A 17602-nucleotide genomic window follows, 5' to 3' on the forward strand; every position below is an offset into this window, starting at 1 on the left:
CGCGGGCGGGCCGGGACGGGCCGGAGCGAACAAAAAGAGCCAGCCCAACCCCTTTTCAGCGCCATGTGATGTGTGCAATGTTACAGCGCACAAGGTTTGCCGTGCCCACAACAACGCCGGTGTGCGCCGCTTCCGGCGCCCCTTGTGATGCGTGATCCACCCCTCACACCCGCCGTGTTCCCAGCACGGCCCACAGGCCAACTCGGAGGCCCATCCCCATGCGCAGTTCCCCCACGCCCAAAGGCCGCATGCGGCCGCTCATAGCCGCCCTGGCATGCTGTCTGGGCGCCGGCCTGCTGGCCCCCGCGGGCCAGGCGTTCGCGCGCGACGGCCAGGAGGCGGCCCCCGCCGCCCCGGCCGCGTTCCGCAAGGCCGGCGCCGCTCCCCAGCCCTCGGCGGACATGGCCGCCGACGCCGCACTCGAGGCCGAACACACCAAGCCCAATCCGGACTTGGCGCAGCGAGCCCCGCTCCGCTCCGCCACCAAGGACCTGGCGCGGATCGACGCCGGCAAGTCGAAGAAGGGCCCCGCCGCCTTCGACGCGGCCGCCTGCAACGTCTCCGACTTCACCTCCAAGACCGGCAGCGCCCTGGTCCAGCAGATCAAGTCGTCCGAACTGGGCTGCGTCAACACGCTGTTCCAGCTCAAGGGCGCCGACGCGCGGGCCGCCTTCCGCGAGGCGCAGATGGTGACGGTCGCCGACGCACTGCGCTCGAACTCCGCCAACTACCCCGGCGACAACACCACTTCGACCGGCCAGCTGGTGCTGTTCCTGCGCGCCGGCTACTTCGTGCAGTGGTACAACAAGCCCGACGTGGGCGAGTACGGCACGGCGCTGACGAACTCGATCCGCGGCGCCCTGGACACCTTCTTCGCCGCGCCGCGCTCGCGCGACGTCACCGAGGCCAACGGTGCGACCCTGGCCGAGTCGGTGACCCTGATCGACAGCGCGCAGGAGAACGCCCGCTACCTGGACGTCGTCAAGCGCATGCTGACCGGCTACAACGCGTCGTACGACGCCTCGTGGTCGATGGTCGCGGCCGTCAACAACGCGTACACCGTCCTGTTCCGCGGCCACCAGACCCCGGCCTTCCTGCCGGCCGTGCAGGCCGACCCGAGCGTGCTCACCGTCCTGCGCGACTTCGCCGTCGCGCACAAGGACCTGCTCGGCACCTCGAAGTCGTACCTGACCGCCAACGCCGGCCGTGAGCTGGGCCGCTTCCTCCAGCACTCGGCGCTCCTCCCGACGGTCCGCCCGCTGGTCAAGCAGCTCCTCGACGGCGGTTCGATCACCGGCCCCAGCGGCATGCTGTGGGTGCCGCTGGCCGAGATGACCACCGAGTACGACGCGGCCAACTGCGCGTACTACAACACCTGCAACCTTCCCCAGCGGGTGAAGGACGCGGTGCTGACCGTCAAGCACACCTGCAGCCCGTCGCTGCGGATCGTCGCCCAGCAGCTGGCCGCCGCCGACCTGGCCGCCACCTGCACCAGCGTCGCCAACCAGGACGCCTACTTCCACGGCGTGATGAAGGACAGCGGCCCGGTCGCCAACGACAACAACACCATGCTGGAAATGGTGGTGTTCGACTCCAGCGCCGACTACCAGACGTACGCCGGCATCATCTTCGACATCAGCACCGACAACGGCGGCATGTACCTGGAGGGCAACCCGGCAGCCGCCGGCAACCTGCCGCGGTTCATCGCGTACGAGGCCGAGTGGGTCCGGCCTACCTTCCAGATCTGGAACCTGAACCACGAGTACACGCACTACCTCGACGGCCGCTACAACATGTTCGGCGACTTCAACGAGAACATGAAGACCCCGACCGTCATGTGGGTCGAGGGCTCCGCCGAGTACGTCTCGTACCACTACCTCAACGTCGTCAACGACCGGGCGATCGCCGAGGCGGCCAAGAACACGTACAAGCTCAGCACGCTGTTCGACACCACGTACGACAACTCCGACTCGAACCGGGTGTACCGCTGGGGCTACCTGGCCGTGCGCTACATGATCCAGTCGCACCCGCAGGACGTCACCACCCTGCTCGGCCACTACCGCACGGGCAACTGGGCGGCTGCGCGCACCCTGCTGACCTCGACCATCGGCACCCGGTACGACGCCGACTTCGCCGCCTGGCTCGCCAAGTGCGGCGCCGGTGACTGCGGCGGCGGCACCACCCCGGGCAACAAGGCCCCGGTCGCCGGCTTCACCTCCGCGGTCAGCGGCCTGACGGTCCGCCTCACCGACACCTCCACCGATGCGGACGGCACCATCGCCTCCCGCGCCTGGGACTTCGGCGACGGCACCACCTCGACCGCCGCCAACCCGTCGAAGACGTACGCGGCCGCCGGAACCTACACCGTCCGCCTGACCGTCACGGACAACAAGGGCGCCACGGGCAGCACCAGCAAGCAGATCACCGTGGCGGCTCCCACCAAGCCGGTCGAGTGCACCCACGCCGACGCCCGCGTCCTCGGTGACAACTGCTACCGCTCCAACGTCTCGGCCACCACCGGGAACTACGCCTACTTCTACCTCGACGTCCCGGCCGGCACCCCGGCGCTCAACATCACCGTCGCGGGCGGTACGGGCAACGCCGACCTGTACTACAACCCGAGCAACTGGGCGACCACGAGCGCGTACACCCAGCGTTCGGTGAAGGCCGGCAACTCCGAGTCCCTCACGGTCAAGAACCCGTCGGGCCGCGTCTTCATCAGCCTGCACGCGGTGGACGGCTTCGCCGGGGTCAAGATCACAACCAAGTTCGGCGCCCTGCTCGCCAAGTGCACGGACCCCAACGTCCAGGTCATGGGCCCGAACTGCTACCGCTCCGGGCTCAAGGCGCCCACCGGTGACCACCGTTACTTCTACGTGAACGTGCCGGCCGGCACCACCTCCCTGAAGATCACCGTCTCGGGCGGCACCGGCAACGCGGACCTCTACTACAACCCCACCAAGTGGGCGTCCAAGACCGCGTACACCAAGCGGTCGGTGAAGACCGGCAACTCCGAGACCCTCACCATCAAGAACCCGAAGCCGGGCTACGTCTACCTGAGCCTGTACGCGAAGAAGGGCTTCGGCAAGGTCAAGCTGACCACCGAGTTCTGATCCGGCGACCGCCGTCGGCCCGCGCTGTGGGGCGCGGACCGGCGGCGGTCCCGGCGGCGTGCGACGGCGGCCCGACGATCACTCGTTCCGGCCGCCGTCATCCGCTTTGTTGAGGAGTTCGGCGAGGGGCTTCTCGGCCATCGAGCCGCGGACGCGGGCGAGGCCGTAGCGCTCGGCCTTCTCCTGGTTCGCATTGGGGTGGTCCGGGTCGAAGGCCTTCGCCTTCTCCCCGGGAGGCCCCACGTGCACGTACACGTAGGGATTGGCACCCGAGTACATCCACCACATGGTCACCCGCTGCCGTCCGCGCGTCGCGTTCAGGATCTCGTTGCTGTTGGACACCTCGCCCTGATAGCGGAAGTAGTCCCCCGGCGGACCTTCGGGATCCACCTGCTGCGCAGGGGAGAGACGGTCGCGGTACATCCTGGACAACTCGTAGCCGGGGTCGATCTTCGTCCGGTCCTGCCGGACCATGTACATCTCGGTCTGGACCGTCACGGTCTCGTAGCAGGACCAGTGCTTGCGGTCGATGGTCACGACCGTGTCCCCGGAGAACTCCTCACCGGGGGTGAGCGCCCGCCCCGGCGGCGCGATGAACTCGTGCGACACGAGCAGAGTGAACTTCGGCAGCGACTTCGGCTTCGCCTTGCCGGACGCAGTGCACTGGTCGATGTACGGCTGCTTCGCCCGGTCGGCGTTCCTCGGGACACCCTTGATCCAGTAGATGCTCCCGAGCACGTAGACGGGGACGCCCCCGTCGTTCCGCACCGTGAAGTGCACCGGAACGTACAGCCTGGTCCCGTCCTTGCCGAGGCTGGTCGGCTGGAACACGGCGGTGCTCTCCACCAGGGGCGCGGCCACGTGCGGCACGTACACCTGCGTGTACAGCAGGTTCGTGCCCGCCAGGACCCCGGAGAGCAAGGCTCCCATCGCGACCCGCTTCGGATTGCGCAGCCCCTTCCAGGCCCGCGCCCGGACGAGGACGTGCAGCGCCCACACCGACCAGACGATCAGCGTGATCCAGACCCACAGGTACGGCGTGTACGTGCGGCCCGCGATCTGCACGAACAGCAGCACGACGTTGACGACCAGCGAGATCGCGGCTGTGATCAGGAGGATGCCTCCCGAGAACCGCGACTGTCGCCTGGTCCAGTAGTCGGCTGCGGCGAAGACGCCGATGAACTCCACGATGCCGGCGGCGATGAAGGTCGCCCCGGCGAGGCGCCCGGCGTAGCTGAGGGCTCCGGTGGCATCCGCCATGCCGACTTTGACGAGCAGGACGGCGGTCGCGAGGAGGCCGGCAGCCATGAGGACACCGGCGATCCGCCGGGGCCATGGCCGATCCGGCCAGACGGTGCTGTCTCCGCCACACCACTGCACATCGGTTTCGAAGGCAAGACCGTGGTGCCGGAGCAGTCTCTGCAGCTCGGCGGCGGACCGTACCGCGCCCAGGGTCTTTCCCCCGGCGGAGACCTTTCGCAAACCGAGTTCGTCCGGCGCCCCCACGGCGACCGCGGGGTGGTTCTCCATGCCTCCAGTGTGCTGCCGGGCACCGCGGCGCGCCCCCTGGAGTGGCGGAACCACAGTCGCCGCGCGGTAATCGGAAGGGGAGCTTTCACAGGACCGAAACTCCAGGAGTCCCGTATGCGCACCCGACTTCCGGGCACGGCCGCGGCCCTCATCGCGGCCGTCCTGGCCTTCTCCGCCCCTGCGGCCCAGGCAGCACAGTCGGCGAAGCCGCCGCCGAGCCCGAGCGCCACCACGACCACCGCCAAGGACTGCGTTTCCAAAGGCGGCACCGTCGAATACGACTCGGACAAAGGCCAGTGGACCTGCTTCGGCGGCGATCTCGACGAGCTGCCGATCAAGTGACCGGTGACCGGTTGAACCGCCTCACCCGAGGCGGGTCAGGCGGGTCGTGAACGACGGCTCGGCCAGGTCCGTGCCCACCGCCACCGGGACGGTCCGGGCATCGGCGCCCTCGCCGACGGTGAGCACGCCGACTTCGGTGCCGGCGGCGGCGGAATGCGGGACCGGGCCGCCCTTCCCGCTCTTCCCGCTCTTCCCGCTCTTGACCGACGCGCCGAGGGCGAGGCGCAGGCGCTGGCCGGGGGTGCCGATGACGTTCAGGTCCTTCGTCGCCACCAGCGGCGTACGGCCGCCGAGTCCGTCGTCCACGTAGCCGACCGGCTGCCCCTTGCGGACCACCGGCGCCGAGGTCAGGGCCCCGCGAACCGCTTCGATGATCTTCTTGCTGTTGGCCAGCACCAGCGCCAGGCTGCGGGTCGCGTTCTCGTCCGGCCCGTCCGCGCGCTGCTGCATGAGCGAGCCGAGGATCAGCGGGGTCTGGTGACCGACCGACTTGTACTGGGCCCACACGAACGTGCCGCCGGCCGGGGTGCTCGAACCGGTCTTGATGCCACGGACACTCAACTCGTGTGCACTGAGCAGGCTGTTGTTGTTCGTCAGTCGGGTGGCGAGGTTCTCGATCTCGGCGTCCGGGAGCATGACCACCTTGCGGAACGCCTCGTTCTTCATCACCGCCTCGGCCAGCTTGAGCTGGTCCACTGCGGTGCTGACGGTCCCCTTGTCCAGCCCGCTCGGATCCGTGTACGTCGTGTCCTTCATGCCGAGTTCGCGTGCGGCGGCGTTCATCCGCTGCACGAAGACCTCTTCGGAGTCACTGCCCGTGTCCCAACGGGCCAGCAGCCGGGCGACGTTGTTGCCGGACGGAATCATCAGCATCTTGAGCATGTCCAGCTGGCTGAACTCATCCCCCTCGCTGAGCCCCTCGATCCGCGACTCGTCCTCGGAGTTGCCCTGCGCCACGGTCTTCGCGTCGACCTCGATCGTGGGCCCCTCCTCCCCCTTCCGCAACGGGTGGTCCTTGAGCACCACGTACGCCGTCATCACCTTCGCCACACTGGCCGTGGGCACCGGCTTCTGTTCCCCGAACGTCCCGATCATCCCGGACCCCGGGATCCGCACGGCCCCCTGACCCTTGGCGGGCCACGGAATGTCGAACGTCCCTTCCAGGGTGTGCACTTGCTCGGTCGCCACGAGCCGGGCCTCGGGCAGCGGCCGCAGCATCTGCGCCCCGACGGCCGCCCCCGCGAGCAGCAGCACGACGGGCGTCCACACCTTGACCCGCCGCACGGCGGTACGCCGGAGCGTCTCGGGCGGGGGCGGGGTGTTGGTGAGCTGAGCGAGGAGGTCGAGGGGGGCGGAGGGCTGGGGGGTGGTGGCGGCAGCCGGGGTGGTGGGGGCGGGGGGCGCCGGTGCGGGGGCGGGGGCTGGGGCCGGGGCCGGGGCCGGGGCCGGGGCCGGGGCGGCGAACTTCGCCGTCGGCGTATCGAGGTCCCTCAGCGCCACGAACTTGCTGGTCCGCTGGGCGTCGCTTTCGGCCGCAGCGGTGCCGGGAGCATCTGCGGGAGTGCCGCCCTGCGCTGAGCTCTCGCCGTCGCTCTTGGTTTCGTCCTTGGCCTCGTCCTCGGCTGCGTCCTCGGCACGCGCCCAAGACGGCACGGGCGGGCGCGGGGTGGCGGCCGCCGGCTCGTCGGCCGCCCGCTTGTCGGCCGCGGGGCCGGCGGCCACGGGATCCGCGAGCGGACGTTCGTCGCGTGCGGACTCCGCGGCCACGGCCGGGGCCGCTTCACCCGAAGACTCCACGGTGGGCGGCTCCGCGGACTCGGCGGCCCCGGACTTCTCCCCGGCACTCTCGACCCCAGCAGCCGCCGGCTTCTCGACGGGGTCCGCCGCAGCAGCCGGCACACGGGGGTCGGCCACGCGCGACGGCCCCGCCGCCGGGCCTTCAGCCGGCGTGTCTCCCCCGGCATCCGCGCCGGAGGGGTCGGCGTCCGCAGCTTCCACCGCACCCGGCTCCGCGTCGGCAGCGGCCTCGGCCTCGGCCTCTTCCCGTTCCCCAGCCCCTTCGTCGGTCCGGGGCTCGGGCTCGCCCGCCGCGGCGTCCTCGTCGTCCTCGGCAGGCCCGGCACCGGGCTCCGCCTCGCTCGCCTCGGCGGACACGTCCGACTCGGCCGGCTCGGCCCGTACGACCGGCTCCGCGGATTCGACAGCCTGAGCGGGCTCCTCGGGCGCGACCGCCTCGGCGCGCTGCCCGCCCCGCCCGTTCGCGTCGGCCTTCTCCGCCTCGCGCTCCGTCCCGGGAGTCTCCGGAGAACCGCCCGTCACCGCTACCGTCGTCATCCCAGCCCAGCCTTGCTCACAGATCCGTTGTCCCAGGGCCCTCAAGACCCTGCCGCCCTGCAAGATGCACATCAGGCCGGAACTGTTCCACCGCTCCGATGTTGTGACAGTCCGGTCATCTTCCGGTCTCCGCGCACGCTTTCCCGCACCACCGCAAGCCGGTGCCCGCCATGTCCGGTCGGGGCCGCCGTGCATCCGGCGGGCCGTGCCGGGCGCACACCGTGATTCTGTCGGCGTGGCCGATGCCGGTGGGTGGCCGAGGGAGGCGCCCGTACGCCGGAGCGGACGTTCCCGTCGTACGGGGCGCACCTTCTGTGGCTGATGGCGGAGGGGGACCTCGCGTCGCGCAGTGCGGCGGGAACGGCCGTACCCGGGAGGGCGTCAGCCGGAGTTGCCGGGACTGCGTGGTCCGGTGGGAGGCCCGGCTTCGGGGGCGGGAGGGTCGGGTCGGGGGCGGCAGCGGCGTTCGGTCAGTCGGCGCTTGGCCCATGACGTGGTGCCGACGAGCAGCGCCGCGCCGAGGGAACCGAGGAGTTCGGGGAGCGCGGCCGTCGCCAGTTCCGTCACGGCCGCGCCCCGGCGCCGCGCAGGGCCTCGCGGCGCTGCCGTTCCCGGACCAGGTAGCGGACGCGGACGCGGACCTTGTCCCCGTACCGCTTCGGGTCCGCGGCGCCCGCATACTCCGCAGCGTCCGCCCAGGTCTGGATGCCGGGCAGGCCCAACGCGAGGACGACCTCGCGCTGTTGCGGGTCCAGTTCGTCCAGGATCGCCACGAGGCGTTTGTCGGCCGGGATGCGGGCGAGCAGTGGGTCGTCGGCGCATTCCGAACCGGCGAGGACGTCGCGGAGGGTGACTCCGTTGTGCGGGGTCTCCAGCAGGGCGACCCGTCGGCCTCGGGTCTGCCGCCGCCACAGCGGGGTGAGCTGCCGGTGGATGACGGTGGTCTCGTGCAGGAGGGGCGGCAGCGCCTCCGTCGTGAGCCGGGCCGGTCCCCCGTCGTACCAGCTGCCCGCGGCGGCCGTGGTGAACGACTCGCTCCACTGCTCGCTCATCCCCATCTGCACGAAACGGGCGTACGGGTCTCCCCCGTTGAAGTACGCCGGCGCCCCCGGGGTGTAGCTGAGCCGGGTGAAGAAGCCGAGCAGCAGGAGCAGCGACTCCGGCCCGAGCGCGTTGATGACCGCCGGAACCTCTTCGACGGTCAGCGTGTGGCTCGCACACGGCGGCTCGCAGGAGCACTGGTCGACGGTCACGGTGATGTGGGGCGCGGACGCCTGCTCGGTCACGGGAATCCCTTCGGTCGGAGAAGTCCTCTCACCCCTTGGCGACGAGAAGGCCCCCGACCGTCGAAATACTTTCCCGACAGCGATGTGATTCAAGTCACCCCCGGGACCCCGCCCCCGCTCGGCACGGCGCAGCCGATGCTCGCCCCAGCCACTCATGCGACTTCCAGAGCCGGTTCGGTGTGACACAGGTGAGCCCCGACCGGTGAAGCCAGTGCCGGCCGGGGCAGTCGCTCGTGCAGTGTCAGCCGCACTCCCCGCATTGGACGTTCCGGTGCGCGTGCGTCAGCGGGTCGACAACGACAGTCACCCCCTGCCCGTGCGGGCAGATGCGGCGGGGTCGGCGGCCGCGCTGCGGCTCCACTCGGTACGCTTCCCACCCGGCGACGAGATCGCAGTAACGCGGATCAGTCCACTGGCCCGGTCCCTGCTCTGGGCTGCTGCTCAAGGCGACTCCTCCCGGAAGGTGCGACTGTAGCGGAGTGGAAGTGATCATTTCCGCGTGAACATCACGCCGGAGCGGCACAGTTGGATCCGCCCTCGGTGCACTCGGTGTGCATGCAGTCGGCGGACACAACGATGTCCTTCTGTGCTTCGAGGGTCCACAAGTACGCGTTCGGCTCATACCCGGCTGCCCTGATCGCGGCAAGCGTGCAGTCGACCTTCATGGGGTCGTGCCGCTTGGTGGCCGGAGTCTCCGGCAAGTGGTGAACGAAGCGGCCGAGGCGCGCACACAGCTGCGCGTACACACTCGTGTGGAGGATCAGTGCGTGCCAGCCCTCATCCACCAGGCGAGACGGCCGCAGACCGCCGTTGCTCTGTGTGGCCGCGGCCGCCACGAACTTCAGAGCTTCCTCGGCGATGCGCACGGCCGTCCCCCAGAGCATGTCGGGGTTGGCCCGGGCGACAGTGACCGTGACGCTTTCAAACGCGTCGGTGCTGAGGAGCTTGCGCGCATCCTTGGTGGCGGGGGTGGCGGCAGTAGTCATGTAGTGATGCCTCCTTGGGTGTGGTGGAGTGCTGTACTCGGTCCCCCTCTTTCCTGGCACCGAGTTGCGGGCGACGACGCAACCCGCCGGCAGGGTGGGGGCACTCGATCGGCGGCCCGCGGCACCGGTTCAGAGCCCGACGATCGGTCGGTCGCAGCGGCCGTCCTCGACGGCGGTTGCGACCTGATCCGGCGCCACAGCGTCCTCCCATCTGCTCCTTCGTGCGGGCAGACAGATGATGGATGGCTACAAGGGCGACAAGGGATACAGCGTGTATCCCCTCTCAGCTCGTCAGACGGCGCCGATCCACGCTGCGAAACTCGTCAACGCCTCTGCGTCGGCCCGCTTGATCCTCCGCATCGTCTCGATGTCCTCGCGGGCCCAAGGGTGTTCACGAACGTGCTGCGGCGCGAGCCGCCGGGCAACCCTCAGTGACTCGAAGGCAGCGTCCGGGAAACCAGCCCACAGCTGCGCCCGGCCCACCTCGATGTAGAACCCCGACCGGCGCTCCACGGGGATGTCGTCTCCGGGCTTCCACTCCCGTGCGACGTCGAGGGCCCTGCCGGTGTGGTCACGGCCCAGGCTCACAGCCACGGCCACCTCGTGGATCCGCACGCTCGACGGCCCGAATGCAGTCCCTCGATAGACACCCTCGACGACGCGGTTCGCCAGCTGTGCCGCCTCACCCAAGTGGGTGGCGGCTGCCGCGGCGTCCCCTCCCCGGGCGGCGACTACTGCGGTCCGCATGTGCAGCGCTCCCCGTACCGCCGCAGCCTGCCCGGGTGTCCCATCGAGAGCACGTTCCAGCGCTACCCTGCCCGCCCGGTACGCGTGGACTGCAAGAAAGGTCTCCGCCTGGACGTACGCCGTCGTGGCGACGACATCCGGTTCCCCGGTCTGCGCAGCCGCCCATCGCATCACGTCGATCAAGCGGGCGGACAGGTCGTGTGCACCGAACTTGTACGCCGCCGCGTCCGCCGCGCGCGCTGTGTCCACCACGAGACGCACCGCCTCAGTGCGGCCCGGACCGGACTCAGCGTGGAGGTGCGCGAGAGAGTCGGTCAGCAGCGCAGGCGCCGTGGCAACGATCCGCCCGTACTGCGCGTCGAGCCGCCAACCCATCGCCTCGGCAACGGCTGACCTCAGCTCCGCAGCAGGGCGTGAGGGCCGGTCGAGCGCAATCTCGTACCCGGCAATGGCTTCGGAGATCCGGGGCAGTGCGGCGTGGACCCGGCGGTGGGTACCTGCGTACGCAGGGTCGAGCCGGGAAGCGTCCGCGCCGAGGGCGGATGCCAGCGCCTCCAGAAGTGCCGGAGAGGGCCTTCGGGCGCCCCGCTCGATTCCCTTCACCATGGCGAGGGACACGTGGGACTCACGGGCCAGATCAGCCTGCGTCTTGCGTCGGCTCCGACGCCGGGCGGCGATGCGCTGCCCAATGTAGTCGGCCATGCTCGCACCGTACCGCTCGGCGAATGCCGGGGCTGGGCCTATCCCTTGACGATGTCAATGAGGTCGTGCAGAGAGTCGATGGACCAGTCCGCAGCCTCGCGCACTGCCGGGTCGTCGGCCCACCAGAAGCCCCACGGGCCGCGCCGCAGGTGAGCGCTCCGCAGGCCGGCGGTAGCGGCTGGCATGATGTCGTTCTGCGGGTGATCACCCACATACAGCGTCTCGTCGGGCGCCGCTCCGGACACCTCCAATACCCGTGCGAAGAAGCCCGGTTCGGGCTTTGCGACGCCCCACTCCGCGGACGTGACGACCAGGTCGGCCGGCAGGTTGAGCGATCGGAGCAAGCGGCCCGCCTTCGCGCTTTGATTGCCTGCCACGATCACGTGCGCTCCGGCCGCCCGCAAGGCCGCGAGGGCCGGCCGCACGTCGTCGTACAGGTCCGTCTCGTCGAGTTGCTCACCGCCGCCCGCGGCCTCCCTTGCCGCATACTCCGCTGAGATGTCGATGCCGGGGCGCAGCAACCGGAGCGCGTCGGCGTTGTCGCGTCCATCGACGACAACCGCGCCGACGAGCGCGGACAGGGTGTGCCGCGGCACACGGAGCCAGTCGGCCCAGGCCGCCCAGTAGCGGTCATCGCGGGTGAGGGTCTCGCCTACGTCCAGGACCACGGTACGGATCACGGGGTCCAGCCTACGGGGCCCGGAGCGGCAGGACGTGGCGTCCTGTGGAGCGGCCGACCGCGCCTCAGAGGCTCGACCTCGGCGTGCGGGTCTTCGCTGGGCGGGAGGGATGACCCGTCTCACCCGACGGCCATCGTCCCGCTGCGGGTTCGGCGCAAGTGGTAGGCGCGGGTGGCCGTGGCGAGCAGGGGGCCCCAGGCGAGGATCGGGGCGTAGCAGGCACAGAGGGCCCATGCACCCGGGCCGCTGGTGGGGAAGGCCGCGCCGGTGTCGTTCAGCGGGGGAACGAAGTGGAACAGGTAGTTCAGGGTGGCGTACACGGCCAGGGCGGTGGCCAGCAGGGCTCCGGCGGAGGCCGGGACGACGACCGCACGGACCGGCAGCACCCGGCCGCCTGCGAACGGGACCCAGGCGGGCAGGCGTTCACCCCAGGGCTGGACCAGCCCCAGGGTGAGCAGCGCCAGGCACTCGGCCAGCAGGGAGAGCGAGAGGACGTACGGCCGTTCCCCCGGCAGCCAGTCGTGCCCTGCGTACCAGTCGGGCCAGCCGGCGACGAGCGCGATGCGCCACAGGCCCGAGGGGAGTGCGCACAACGGGACGGCGTACGCGGCCCACTTGATGCGGCGCGGCACGTCGAGGCGGGGACGGTCGGAGTCCATCACGGTCTTCCTTTCACCCGGGAGTTCCGGTACCGCCATGCTCGGTTCCGCTGCCCGCGCCTCGCGTCCTCCGACGGTCCCGTCCGCCTCCGCCGCACGGGGGAGGCGAGCGGCTACTCGGGTCAACTGCTGTGACGTTTCGACGACATCAGTCGATCTTGACCTTCGTGAGGTGTGTGGTGTCGGGTGGGTGCCATGTTCATAGCCGAAGAGACCGCTTTCGATCCTGCCGAGATGCTGGACCTGTACGGGTCGGTGGACTGGGAGGGCTACACCAGTGACGTCGAGAGGCTGTGTCGCGGTCTGGTGAACTCCCATCTCGTCATCACGGCGCGGGACGGGTCGGGAACGCTCCTCGGGCTGGCGCGGACCATCTCCGACGACGAGCACATCTGCTACGTCCAGGACGTCGTGGTCAATCCGGCGAACCACCGGCAGGGGGTCGGGCGGGCGCTCGTCGAGCACTTGATGCGGCGCTACTCGCACTGCCGGTTCTTCCTCCTGTCCACGGACCACGAGTCGTCGCCGGAGGGCAAGCGCAACCACGCGTTCTACCGGAGCCTGGGCTTCCTGTCCTACGAGGAGAAGGAGATGGCCGGCTTCGGCCTCCCGAGGAACCGCCCCGACCTGCGCGGTACGACTCCGTAGGCGGGAGGTCTGCGGACCCTGGAAACCGTCGCGGACCCGGCCCGCCGATCTCTGCGGCGAACCTGCGTCTGCCTCCCGGCACCACGTCCGTACCGGTGACCATCGCAGGTTCGGCCCGTCACGAACAATCGAAACCGTGCACGGCAGGCCCCGCCGCCTTCCCCCTCCCGCCTGCCGCCTCCCGCCTCCCGAAAGGGGAAGGCGGGAGGGGTCGTTCGTCCCGGGTCAGGTGGGGAGGGCCATCAGGAGGAGGGGGGCGGAGGTGGGGTGGGGGGAGCCTCCGGTGGGTTCGAGGGTGAGGCCCACGGCGCCGGCGTCGGCGGGGTTGCCGGTCAGGAGGACCGTGCCGTCGTGGTCGATGAGGCCTGCGGGGCGCATGGTGCCGTCGTGGTCGAGCCACAGCTGGTAGGTCTTGCCGGCGGCGGGGGCGGGGAGGCCCGCGGCGGTGAAGACGGCCTTGTTCTGGCGGTCGGAGGCGACGACTGTGGTCAGCGCCCCGTTGGCGGTCTTCCCGTGGACGGTGCGTGCGTCGGGGGCCGCCAGGACGGTGCTGACCGCGTCGAGTTGTTGCTGCGCCTGACGGGCCTGCTGCTGCAGCTCCTGTCTGTTGTGGGCCTGCCACACGGCGATGCCGCCGAGTGCGGCGGCGGCCACGCCGGCGGCCAGTGCCAGGGGAAGGGCCCGGCGGCGCAGGAAGTCGCCGAACGCAGGCGCCGCGGCAGGGGCGGGCACGCGCGGCGGTAGTTGGCGTACGCCGTCGAGGGCGGCCATGACCTGTGCCTTGGCCGCGGCCGGCGGTGGCTGGGAGACGGCTGCGGCCAGGCGGGCGGCGGTGGCTTCGAACTCGGCGGCTTCCTGTCGGCACGCCTCGCAGGACTGGAGGTGGGCCTGGAAGGTCTGGCGTTCGTCGTCGTCGAGTGCGCCGAGGGCGTAGGCGGCGGCGAGGGTGTGGGCGTCGTCGGCGTGGTGTTTCATGTGGTCACCCCCATGCAGTCGCGGAGCCGGATGAGCCCGTCGCGCATGCGTGTCTTGATGGTCGGAAGCGGCGTGCGCAGGGCTTCGGCGACTTCACGGTAGGTGAGCCCCCGGTAGTAGGCGAGGGTCACCGCCTGGCGCTGGAGTTCGGTCAGACCGCGCAGGCAGCGGCGGACCTGCTCGGACTCCAGGCGGGTCTCGACCTGTTCGGCGACCTCGTCGAAGGCGGTGGAGTGCTCGCGGGCCGCCTGGGCCTGTTCGCGGGCGGTAGCTGCCTGGGCGGACCGGACCCGGTCCACGGCCCGCCGGTGGGCGATGGTCGCCGCCCACGTGGTGACGCTTCCGGCGTCGGGCCGGTAGCGGGCGGCCTGGCGCCACAGGTCGATCATGACCTCCTGCGCGACCTCCTCCGACTGGGCCCGGTCGCGTACGACCTTGACCACGATGCCGAGAACCATGGGGGCGAGGGCGTCGTAGAGGGCGGAGAACGCCTGCTTGTCGCCGTGGGCGACCTTGTGCATGACGTCGGTGAGGTCGTGCCGGGCGTCGGAGGGGTGGCCGGCGCCGGAGGGAATCGGTTGGTTCACCTGCGGGGCTCCGGCCGTGGAGAGGAGGCGGAGGGGCGGCTTGGGGCAGCCTTCGGGGGGCGGGGAGTCCATCGCATGCCGGTCCTCGTGTCGTCGCTGGTACGGGGCCGGACCGCCCCGGGGTGTGTGTCTCTGTTGTTCGTAGCCGACGGGGCTGCGGATGGGGGGCTTTTCGTTACGCGCAAGGGGCGTGCCTTCGGAGTGCGCCGATGCGGGCGCGCAGGGCATCCGTCCAGCCGTCCGCCCCTGCGCTCCGAAGCCGACGCAACCGCACGGTTCACTCTTTCGAGGACGTACCAATCCGCCGGGCGGAGGCTCACGAATTGCAGGTGTGAGCAGCTTCCGAAACGTCCTCTCCCGCGCCGCACGGGGCGCGTCGGCCGGTGTCCTGGCCGCGTTCGCGGCCTTGGCGGTGGCCGAGCTGGTGGCCGGACTGGTGCGTCCCGCGGCCGGGCCGGTGACGGTCGTCGGGGGCGCGGTGATCGACCGGACGCCTGCCGCGGTGAAGGACTTCGCGATCCGCACGTTCGGGGAGAACGACAAGGCGGTCCTGCGGCTGGGAATCCTGGCGGTTCTGGCCGTCGTCGCCCTCGGCCTGGGCGTCCTCGCCCTGTCGCACCGGCGGGCCGGCGCCGCGGGCGTGCTGCTGTTCGGCGTCGTCGGCGCCGCAGCGGCTCTCGGCCGCCCCGATTCCGCCGGCATCGCCGATGCGCTGCCCTCGGTCACCGGGGCCCTGGCAGGGGCGCTCGCCCTGTACGTCCTCGCGGCCAGGGCGGTACCCGATTCCGTACCCGTACCCGTACCCGTAGCGGCCCAGGCTGGTGCGGACGGCCAGAGCTCCGGGGTGTGGAGCAGGCGCGGTAGCAGGCGCGGTTTCCTCGCCGCGGCCGGTGTGACGGCTGTGGCGGCGACATCGGCCGGGGCGCTGGGCCGGTTCCTCACCGCCCGCCAGGGCCGGGGCGCGGTCGCGTCCCGCAACAGCCTGGTCCTGCCGGCTCCGGCGTCTCCGGCACCCGCGGTCCCGGCCGGCGCCCGGCTGAGGGTTGCCGGCATCAGCCCCTTCATCACCCCCAACTCCGACTTCTACCGGGTGGACACCGCGCTGACCGTCCCCAAGGTCGACGCCGGCACCTGGCGACTGCACATCCACGGCAAGGGGGTGGCCCGGCCGCGCACCTACACCCTCGACCAGCTCCTGGCCCGCCCCCTCATCGAACGCGACATCACGCTGACCTGTGTCTCGAACGAGGTCGGTGGCCCGTACACCGGCACGGCCCGCTGGCTCGGCGTCCGCCTCGCCGACCTCCTCCGGGAGGTGGGGGTCCGGCCGCCGTCGCGAGGGGGGAAGGCGGACCAGCTGGTGGCCCGCTCGGTGGACGGGATGACGCTCGGCTCCCCGGTCGAGGACGTGTTGGACGGCCGGGACGCGATGCTCGCGGTCGGCATGAACGGCGAGCCGCTGCCGTTCGACCACGGCTTCCCCGTCCGCATGCTCGTCCCCGGCCTCTACGGCTACGTATCGGCCTGCAAATGGATCACCGACATCGAGCTCACCACGTTCGACGCCTATGACCCCTACTGGGTCAAACGGCAATGGGCCCGGAAGGCGCCCATCAAGACGCAGGCCCGCATCGACACGCCCAAACCCTTCGCCCGCCCCGCTGCCGGAACCGTCACCATCGCCGGCGTCGCCTGGGCGCAGCACCGCGGCATCACCCGCGTCGAAGTCCGTGTCGACGACGGCCCCTGGCAGGACGCCGACCTCGCCGCGCAGGCAAGCCGCGACACCTGGCGCCAGTGGTCCCACCGCTGGAACGCCACCCCAGGCGGCCACACCCTCACCGTCCGCGCCACCGACGGCACCGGAGCCGTGCAGACCGAACAGCGCACCCGCACCATCCCCGACGGAGCGAGCGGCCGGCACAGCGTGTTCGTCACCGTCCCCTAGACCACCGGACGGGACCCCACGGCCCCGCTCCGGCAGCCCAACCCATCACCCCGGCAACCCAGAAGAACCTCCGAGGAGCAACAGATCATGAACAGCCTGAAGATCCGCCGTACCGCGATCGCCGTCGCCGCAGCCGCCCTGCTGCCGTTCTCCCTGGTGGCGTGCTCCGACTCCGGAAGCGACACCAAGGCCGCCGCCACCGCGGCCGCCGGGGACGCGGCCAAGACCGACGAAAGCACCCCTGGGGGCGACTCGATGACCGGCGAGCAGCCCTTCGGCACGGCCTGTGCGGGCGTACCCAAGGAAGGGGCCGGCTCCTTCGACGGCATGGCCAAGGACCCCGTCGCCACCGCAGCCTCCAACAACCCCGCCCTGTCCACCCTCGTCGCGGCCGTCAAGCAGGCCGGCCTCGTCGACACCCTGAACAACGCCAAGGACGTCACCGTCTTCGCCCCCACCAACGACGCCTTCGCCAAGATCCCGAAGGCCGACCTCGACAAGGTCCTCGCCGACAAGGCCGCCCTGACGAAGATCCTGACCTACCACGTCGTCGGCCAGAAGCTCACCCCGAAGCAGCTGGAGAACGGCTCCTTCGAGACCCTCCAGAAGGGCATGGTCACCACCACCGGCTCCGGGGAGTCCTACAAGGTCAACGACACCGCGAACGTGGTCTGCGGCAACGTGAAGACCGCCAACGCCAACGTCTACATCATCGACACCGTCCTCATGCCCAAGTAGCCAGGACAGCTGCACCTTCCGTCCGTGACCGGTGGCCCCGCGTCCTTCTCCTGAAGGGCGCGGGGCCGCCGTCAGTCGCAGACGCCGAGGTGGAGGACGGTGGCCCAGGCGTCGGTGACCAGCAGGACGTTGCGCCACCACATGTCGCCCGTGGACGGACCGCCGACGACTTCACCCGAGGCCCGGACAGGTCCCAGGTGTGCCTCGATGAGGTCGGCGACGCCGTCGGCGAGTTCGCCGGCCCGCCGGATCTCGGCGGGCGTGCGGAGGACGGCGTCCGCGTACTTGTAGGCGGGCTGCTTGACATCCTCCCCGCCCTAAAGGACA

General features: G+C 70.7%; 15 protein-coding genes. 5 read left to right on the top strand and 10 right to left on the bottom strand.

Going from position 1 to position 17602, the window contains the following annotated elements; translation table 11 throughout:
* The first annotated feature begins 218 nt into the window (after positions 1-218).
* Complete coding sequence (locus LG634_RS22965) at positions 219-3113, top strand: collagenase (RefSeq protein ID WP_226735817.1); 2895 nt, start codon at positions 219-221, stop codon at positions 3111-3113.
* A gap of 78 nt (positions 3114-3191) precedes the next feature.
* On the opposite strand, the gene LG634_RS22970 is transcribed toward LG634_RS22965, so the two are convergent.
* On the bottom strand, positions 3192-4643 hold the full coding sequence (locus LG634_RS22970; protein ID WP_226735818.1) for a hypothetical protein: 1452 nt from the start codon (positions 4641-4643) through the stop codon (positions 3192-3194).
* A gap of 114 nt (positions 4644-4757) precedes the next feature.
* On the opposite strand from LG634_RS22970, the gene LG634_RS22975 reads away from it, so the two are divergent.
* Entirely contained in the window at positions 4758-4985 is a 228-nt protein-coding gene (locus tag LG634_RS22975; RefSeq protein WP_226735819.1) for a hypothetical protein, read from the top strand.
* 21 nt (positions 4986-5006) lie between these two features.
* On the opposite strand, the gene LG634_RS22980 is transcribed toward LG634_RS22975, so the two are convergent.
* The 7 genes from LG634_RS22980 to LG634_RS23010 all read right to left on the bottom strand — a co-directional run bounded on the left by LG634_RS22980 (position 5007) and on the right by LG634_RS23010 (position 12379).
* Positions 5007-7319 carry a D-alanyl-D-alanine carboxypeptidase gene (locus LG634_RS22980; protein ID WP_226735820.1) on the bottom strand — a complete coding sequence of 771 codons (2313 nt, stop codon included), beginning with the start codon at positions 7317-7319 and terminating at the stop codon, positions 5007-5009.
* Positions 7320-7700: 381 nt separating this feature from the next.
* The gene (locus LG634_RS22985) at positions 7701-7886 is read right to left on the bottom strand and encodes a hypothetical protein (RefSeq protein WP_226735821.1); all 186 of its coding nucleotides are present in this window, start codon (positions 7884-7886) and stop codon (positions 7701-7703) included.
* The gene (locus LG634_RS22990; RefSeq protein WP_226735822.1) at positions 7883-8605 is read right to left on the bottom strand and encodes a hypothetical protein; all 723 of its coding nucleotides are present in this window, start codon (positions 8603-8605) and stop codon (positions 7883-7885) included. The genes LG634_RS22985 and LG634_RS22990 overlap by 4 nt, the downstream gene beginning before the upstream one ends.
* Positions 8606-9111: 506 nt before the next feature.
* Positions 9112-9591 (bottom strand): UCP032817 domain-containing protein, encoded by a 480-nt coding sequence (locus tag LG634_RS22995; protein WP_226735823.1) that lies wholly within the window; start codon positions 9589-9591, stop codon positions 9112-9114.
* Between the two features lie 291 nt (positions 9592-9882).
* Entirely contained in the window at positions 9883-11040 is a 1158-nt protein-coding gene (locus LG634_RS23000) for a helix-turn-helix domain-containing protein (protein ID WP_226735824.1), read from the bottom strand.
* Between the two features lie 38 nt (positions 11041-11078).
* Complete coding sequence (locus tag LG634_RS23005) at positions 11079-11720, bottom strand: HAD family hydrolase (RefSeq protein ID WP_226735825.1); 642 nt, start codon at positions 11718-11720, stop codon at positions 11079-11081.
* A gap of 119 nt (positions 11721-11839) precedes the next feature.
* Complete coding sequence (locus LG634_RS23010) at positions 11840-12379, bottom strand: hypothetical protein (protein WP_226735826.1); 540 nt, start codon at positions 12377-12379, stop codon at positions 11840-11842.
* Between the two features lie 195 nt (positions 12380-12574).
* Between LG634_RS23010 and LG634_RS23015 the strand changes: the two genes are divergently transcribed.
* Positions 12575-13027, top strand: a complete 453-nt coding sequence (locus LG634_RS23015; protein ID WP_226735827.1) for a GNAT family N-acetyltransferase — start codon at positions 12575-12577, stop codon at positions 13025-13027.
* 225 nt (positions 13028-13252) lie between these two features.
* On the opposite strand, the gene LG634_RS23020 is transcribed toward LG634_RS23015, so the two are convergent.
* Together LG634_RS23020 and sigK are read right to left on the bottom strand one after the other, a co-directional pair.
* On the bottom strand, positions 13253-14002 hold the full coding sequence (locus tag LG634_RS23020; RefSeq protein ID WP_226735828.1) for an anti-sigma factor: 750 nt from the start codon (positions 14000-14002) through the stop codon (positions 13253-13255).
* Complete coding sequence (gene sigK / locus LG634_RS23025) at positions 13999-14589, bottom strand: ECF RNA polymerase sigma factor SigK (RefSeq protein WP_226735829.1); 591 nt, start codon at positions 14587-14589, stop codon at positions 13999-14001. Before sigK ends, LG634_RS23020 begins: the two co-directional genes overlap by 4 nt.
* Positions 14590-14911: 322 nt before the next feature.
* Between sigK and LG634_RS23030 the strand changes: the two genes are divergently transcribed.
* Both LG634_RS23030 and LG634_RS23035 read left to right on the top strand, forming a co-directional pair.
* Positions 14912-16537 (top strand): molybdopterin-dependent oxidoreductase, encoded by a 1626-nt coding sequence (locus LG634_RS23030; RefSeq protein WP_226735834.1) that lies wholly within the window; start codon positions 14912-14914, stop codon positions 16535-16537.
* Between the two features lie 87 nt (positions 16538-16624).
* Positions 16625-17275: a fasciclin domain-containing protein gene (locus LG634_RS23035; protein WP_226735830.1), complete on the top strand. Its 651-nt coding sequence runs from the start codon at positions 16625-16627 to the stop codon at positions 17273-17275.
* Positions 17276-17602: the final 327 nt, after the last annotated feature.

The sequence above is a fragment of the Streptomyces bambusae genome (assembly GCF_020532645.1).
Lineage (GTDB): Bacteria > Actinomycetota > Actinomycetes > Streptomycetales > Streptomycetaceae > Streptomyces > Streptomyces bambusae.

What these genes read in the sequence shown, in the direction of transcription:
- LG634_RS22965 (WP_226735817.1), top strand. Translation starts at nt 219, where the DNA reads ATGCGCAGTTCCCCCACGCCCAAAGGCCGCATGCGGCCGCTCATAGCC.
- LG634_RS22970 (WP_226735818.1), bottom strand. Translation starts at nt 4,643, where the DNA reads ATGGAGAACCACCCCGCGGTCGCCGTGGGGGCGCCGGACGAACTCGGT.
- LG634_RS22975 (WP_226735819.1), top strand. Translation starts at nt 4,758, where the DNA reads ATGCGCACCCGACTTCCGGGCACGGCCGCGGCCCTCATCGCGGCCGTC.
- LG634_RS22980 (WP_226735820.1), bottom strand. Translation starts at nt 7,319, where the DNA reads ATGACGACGGTAGCGGTGACGGGCGGTTCTCCGGAGACTCCCGGGACG.
- LG634_RS22995 (WP_226735823.1), bottom strand. Translation starts at nt 9,591, where the DNA reads ATGACTACTGCCGCCACCCCCGCCACCAAGGATGCGCGCAAGCTCCTC.
- LG634_RS23000 (WP_226735824.1), bottom strand. Translation starts at nt 11,040, where the DNA reads ATGGCCGACTACATTGGGCAGCGCATCGCCGCCCGGCGTCGGAGCCGA.
- LG634_RS23010 (WP_226735826.1), bottom strand. Translation starts at nt 12,379, where the DNA reads ATGGACTCCGACCGTCCCCGCCTCGACGTGCCGCGCCGCATCAAGTGG.
- LG634_RS23015 (WP_226735827.1), top strand. Translation starts at nt 12,575, where the DNA reads ATGTTCATAGCCGAAGAGACCGCTTTCGATCCTGCCGAGATGCTGGAC.
- LG634_RS23020 (WP_226735828.1), bottom strand. Translation starts at nt 14,002, where the DNA reads ATGAAACACCACGCCGACGACGCCCACACCCTCGCCGCCGCCTACGCC.
- LG634_RS23035 (WP_226735830.1), top strand. Translation starts at nt 16,625, where the DNA reads ATGAACAGCCTGAAGATCCGCCGTACCGCGATCGCCGTCGCCGCAGCC.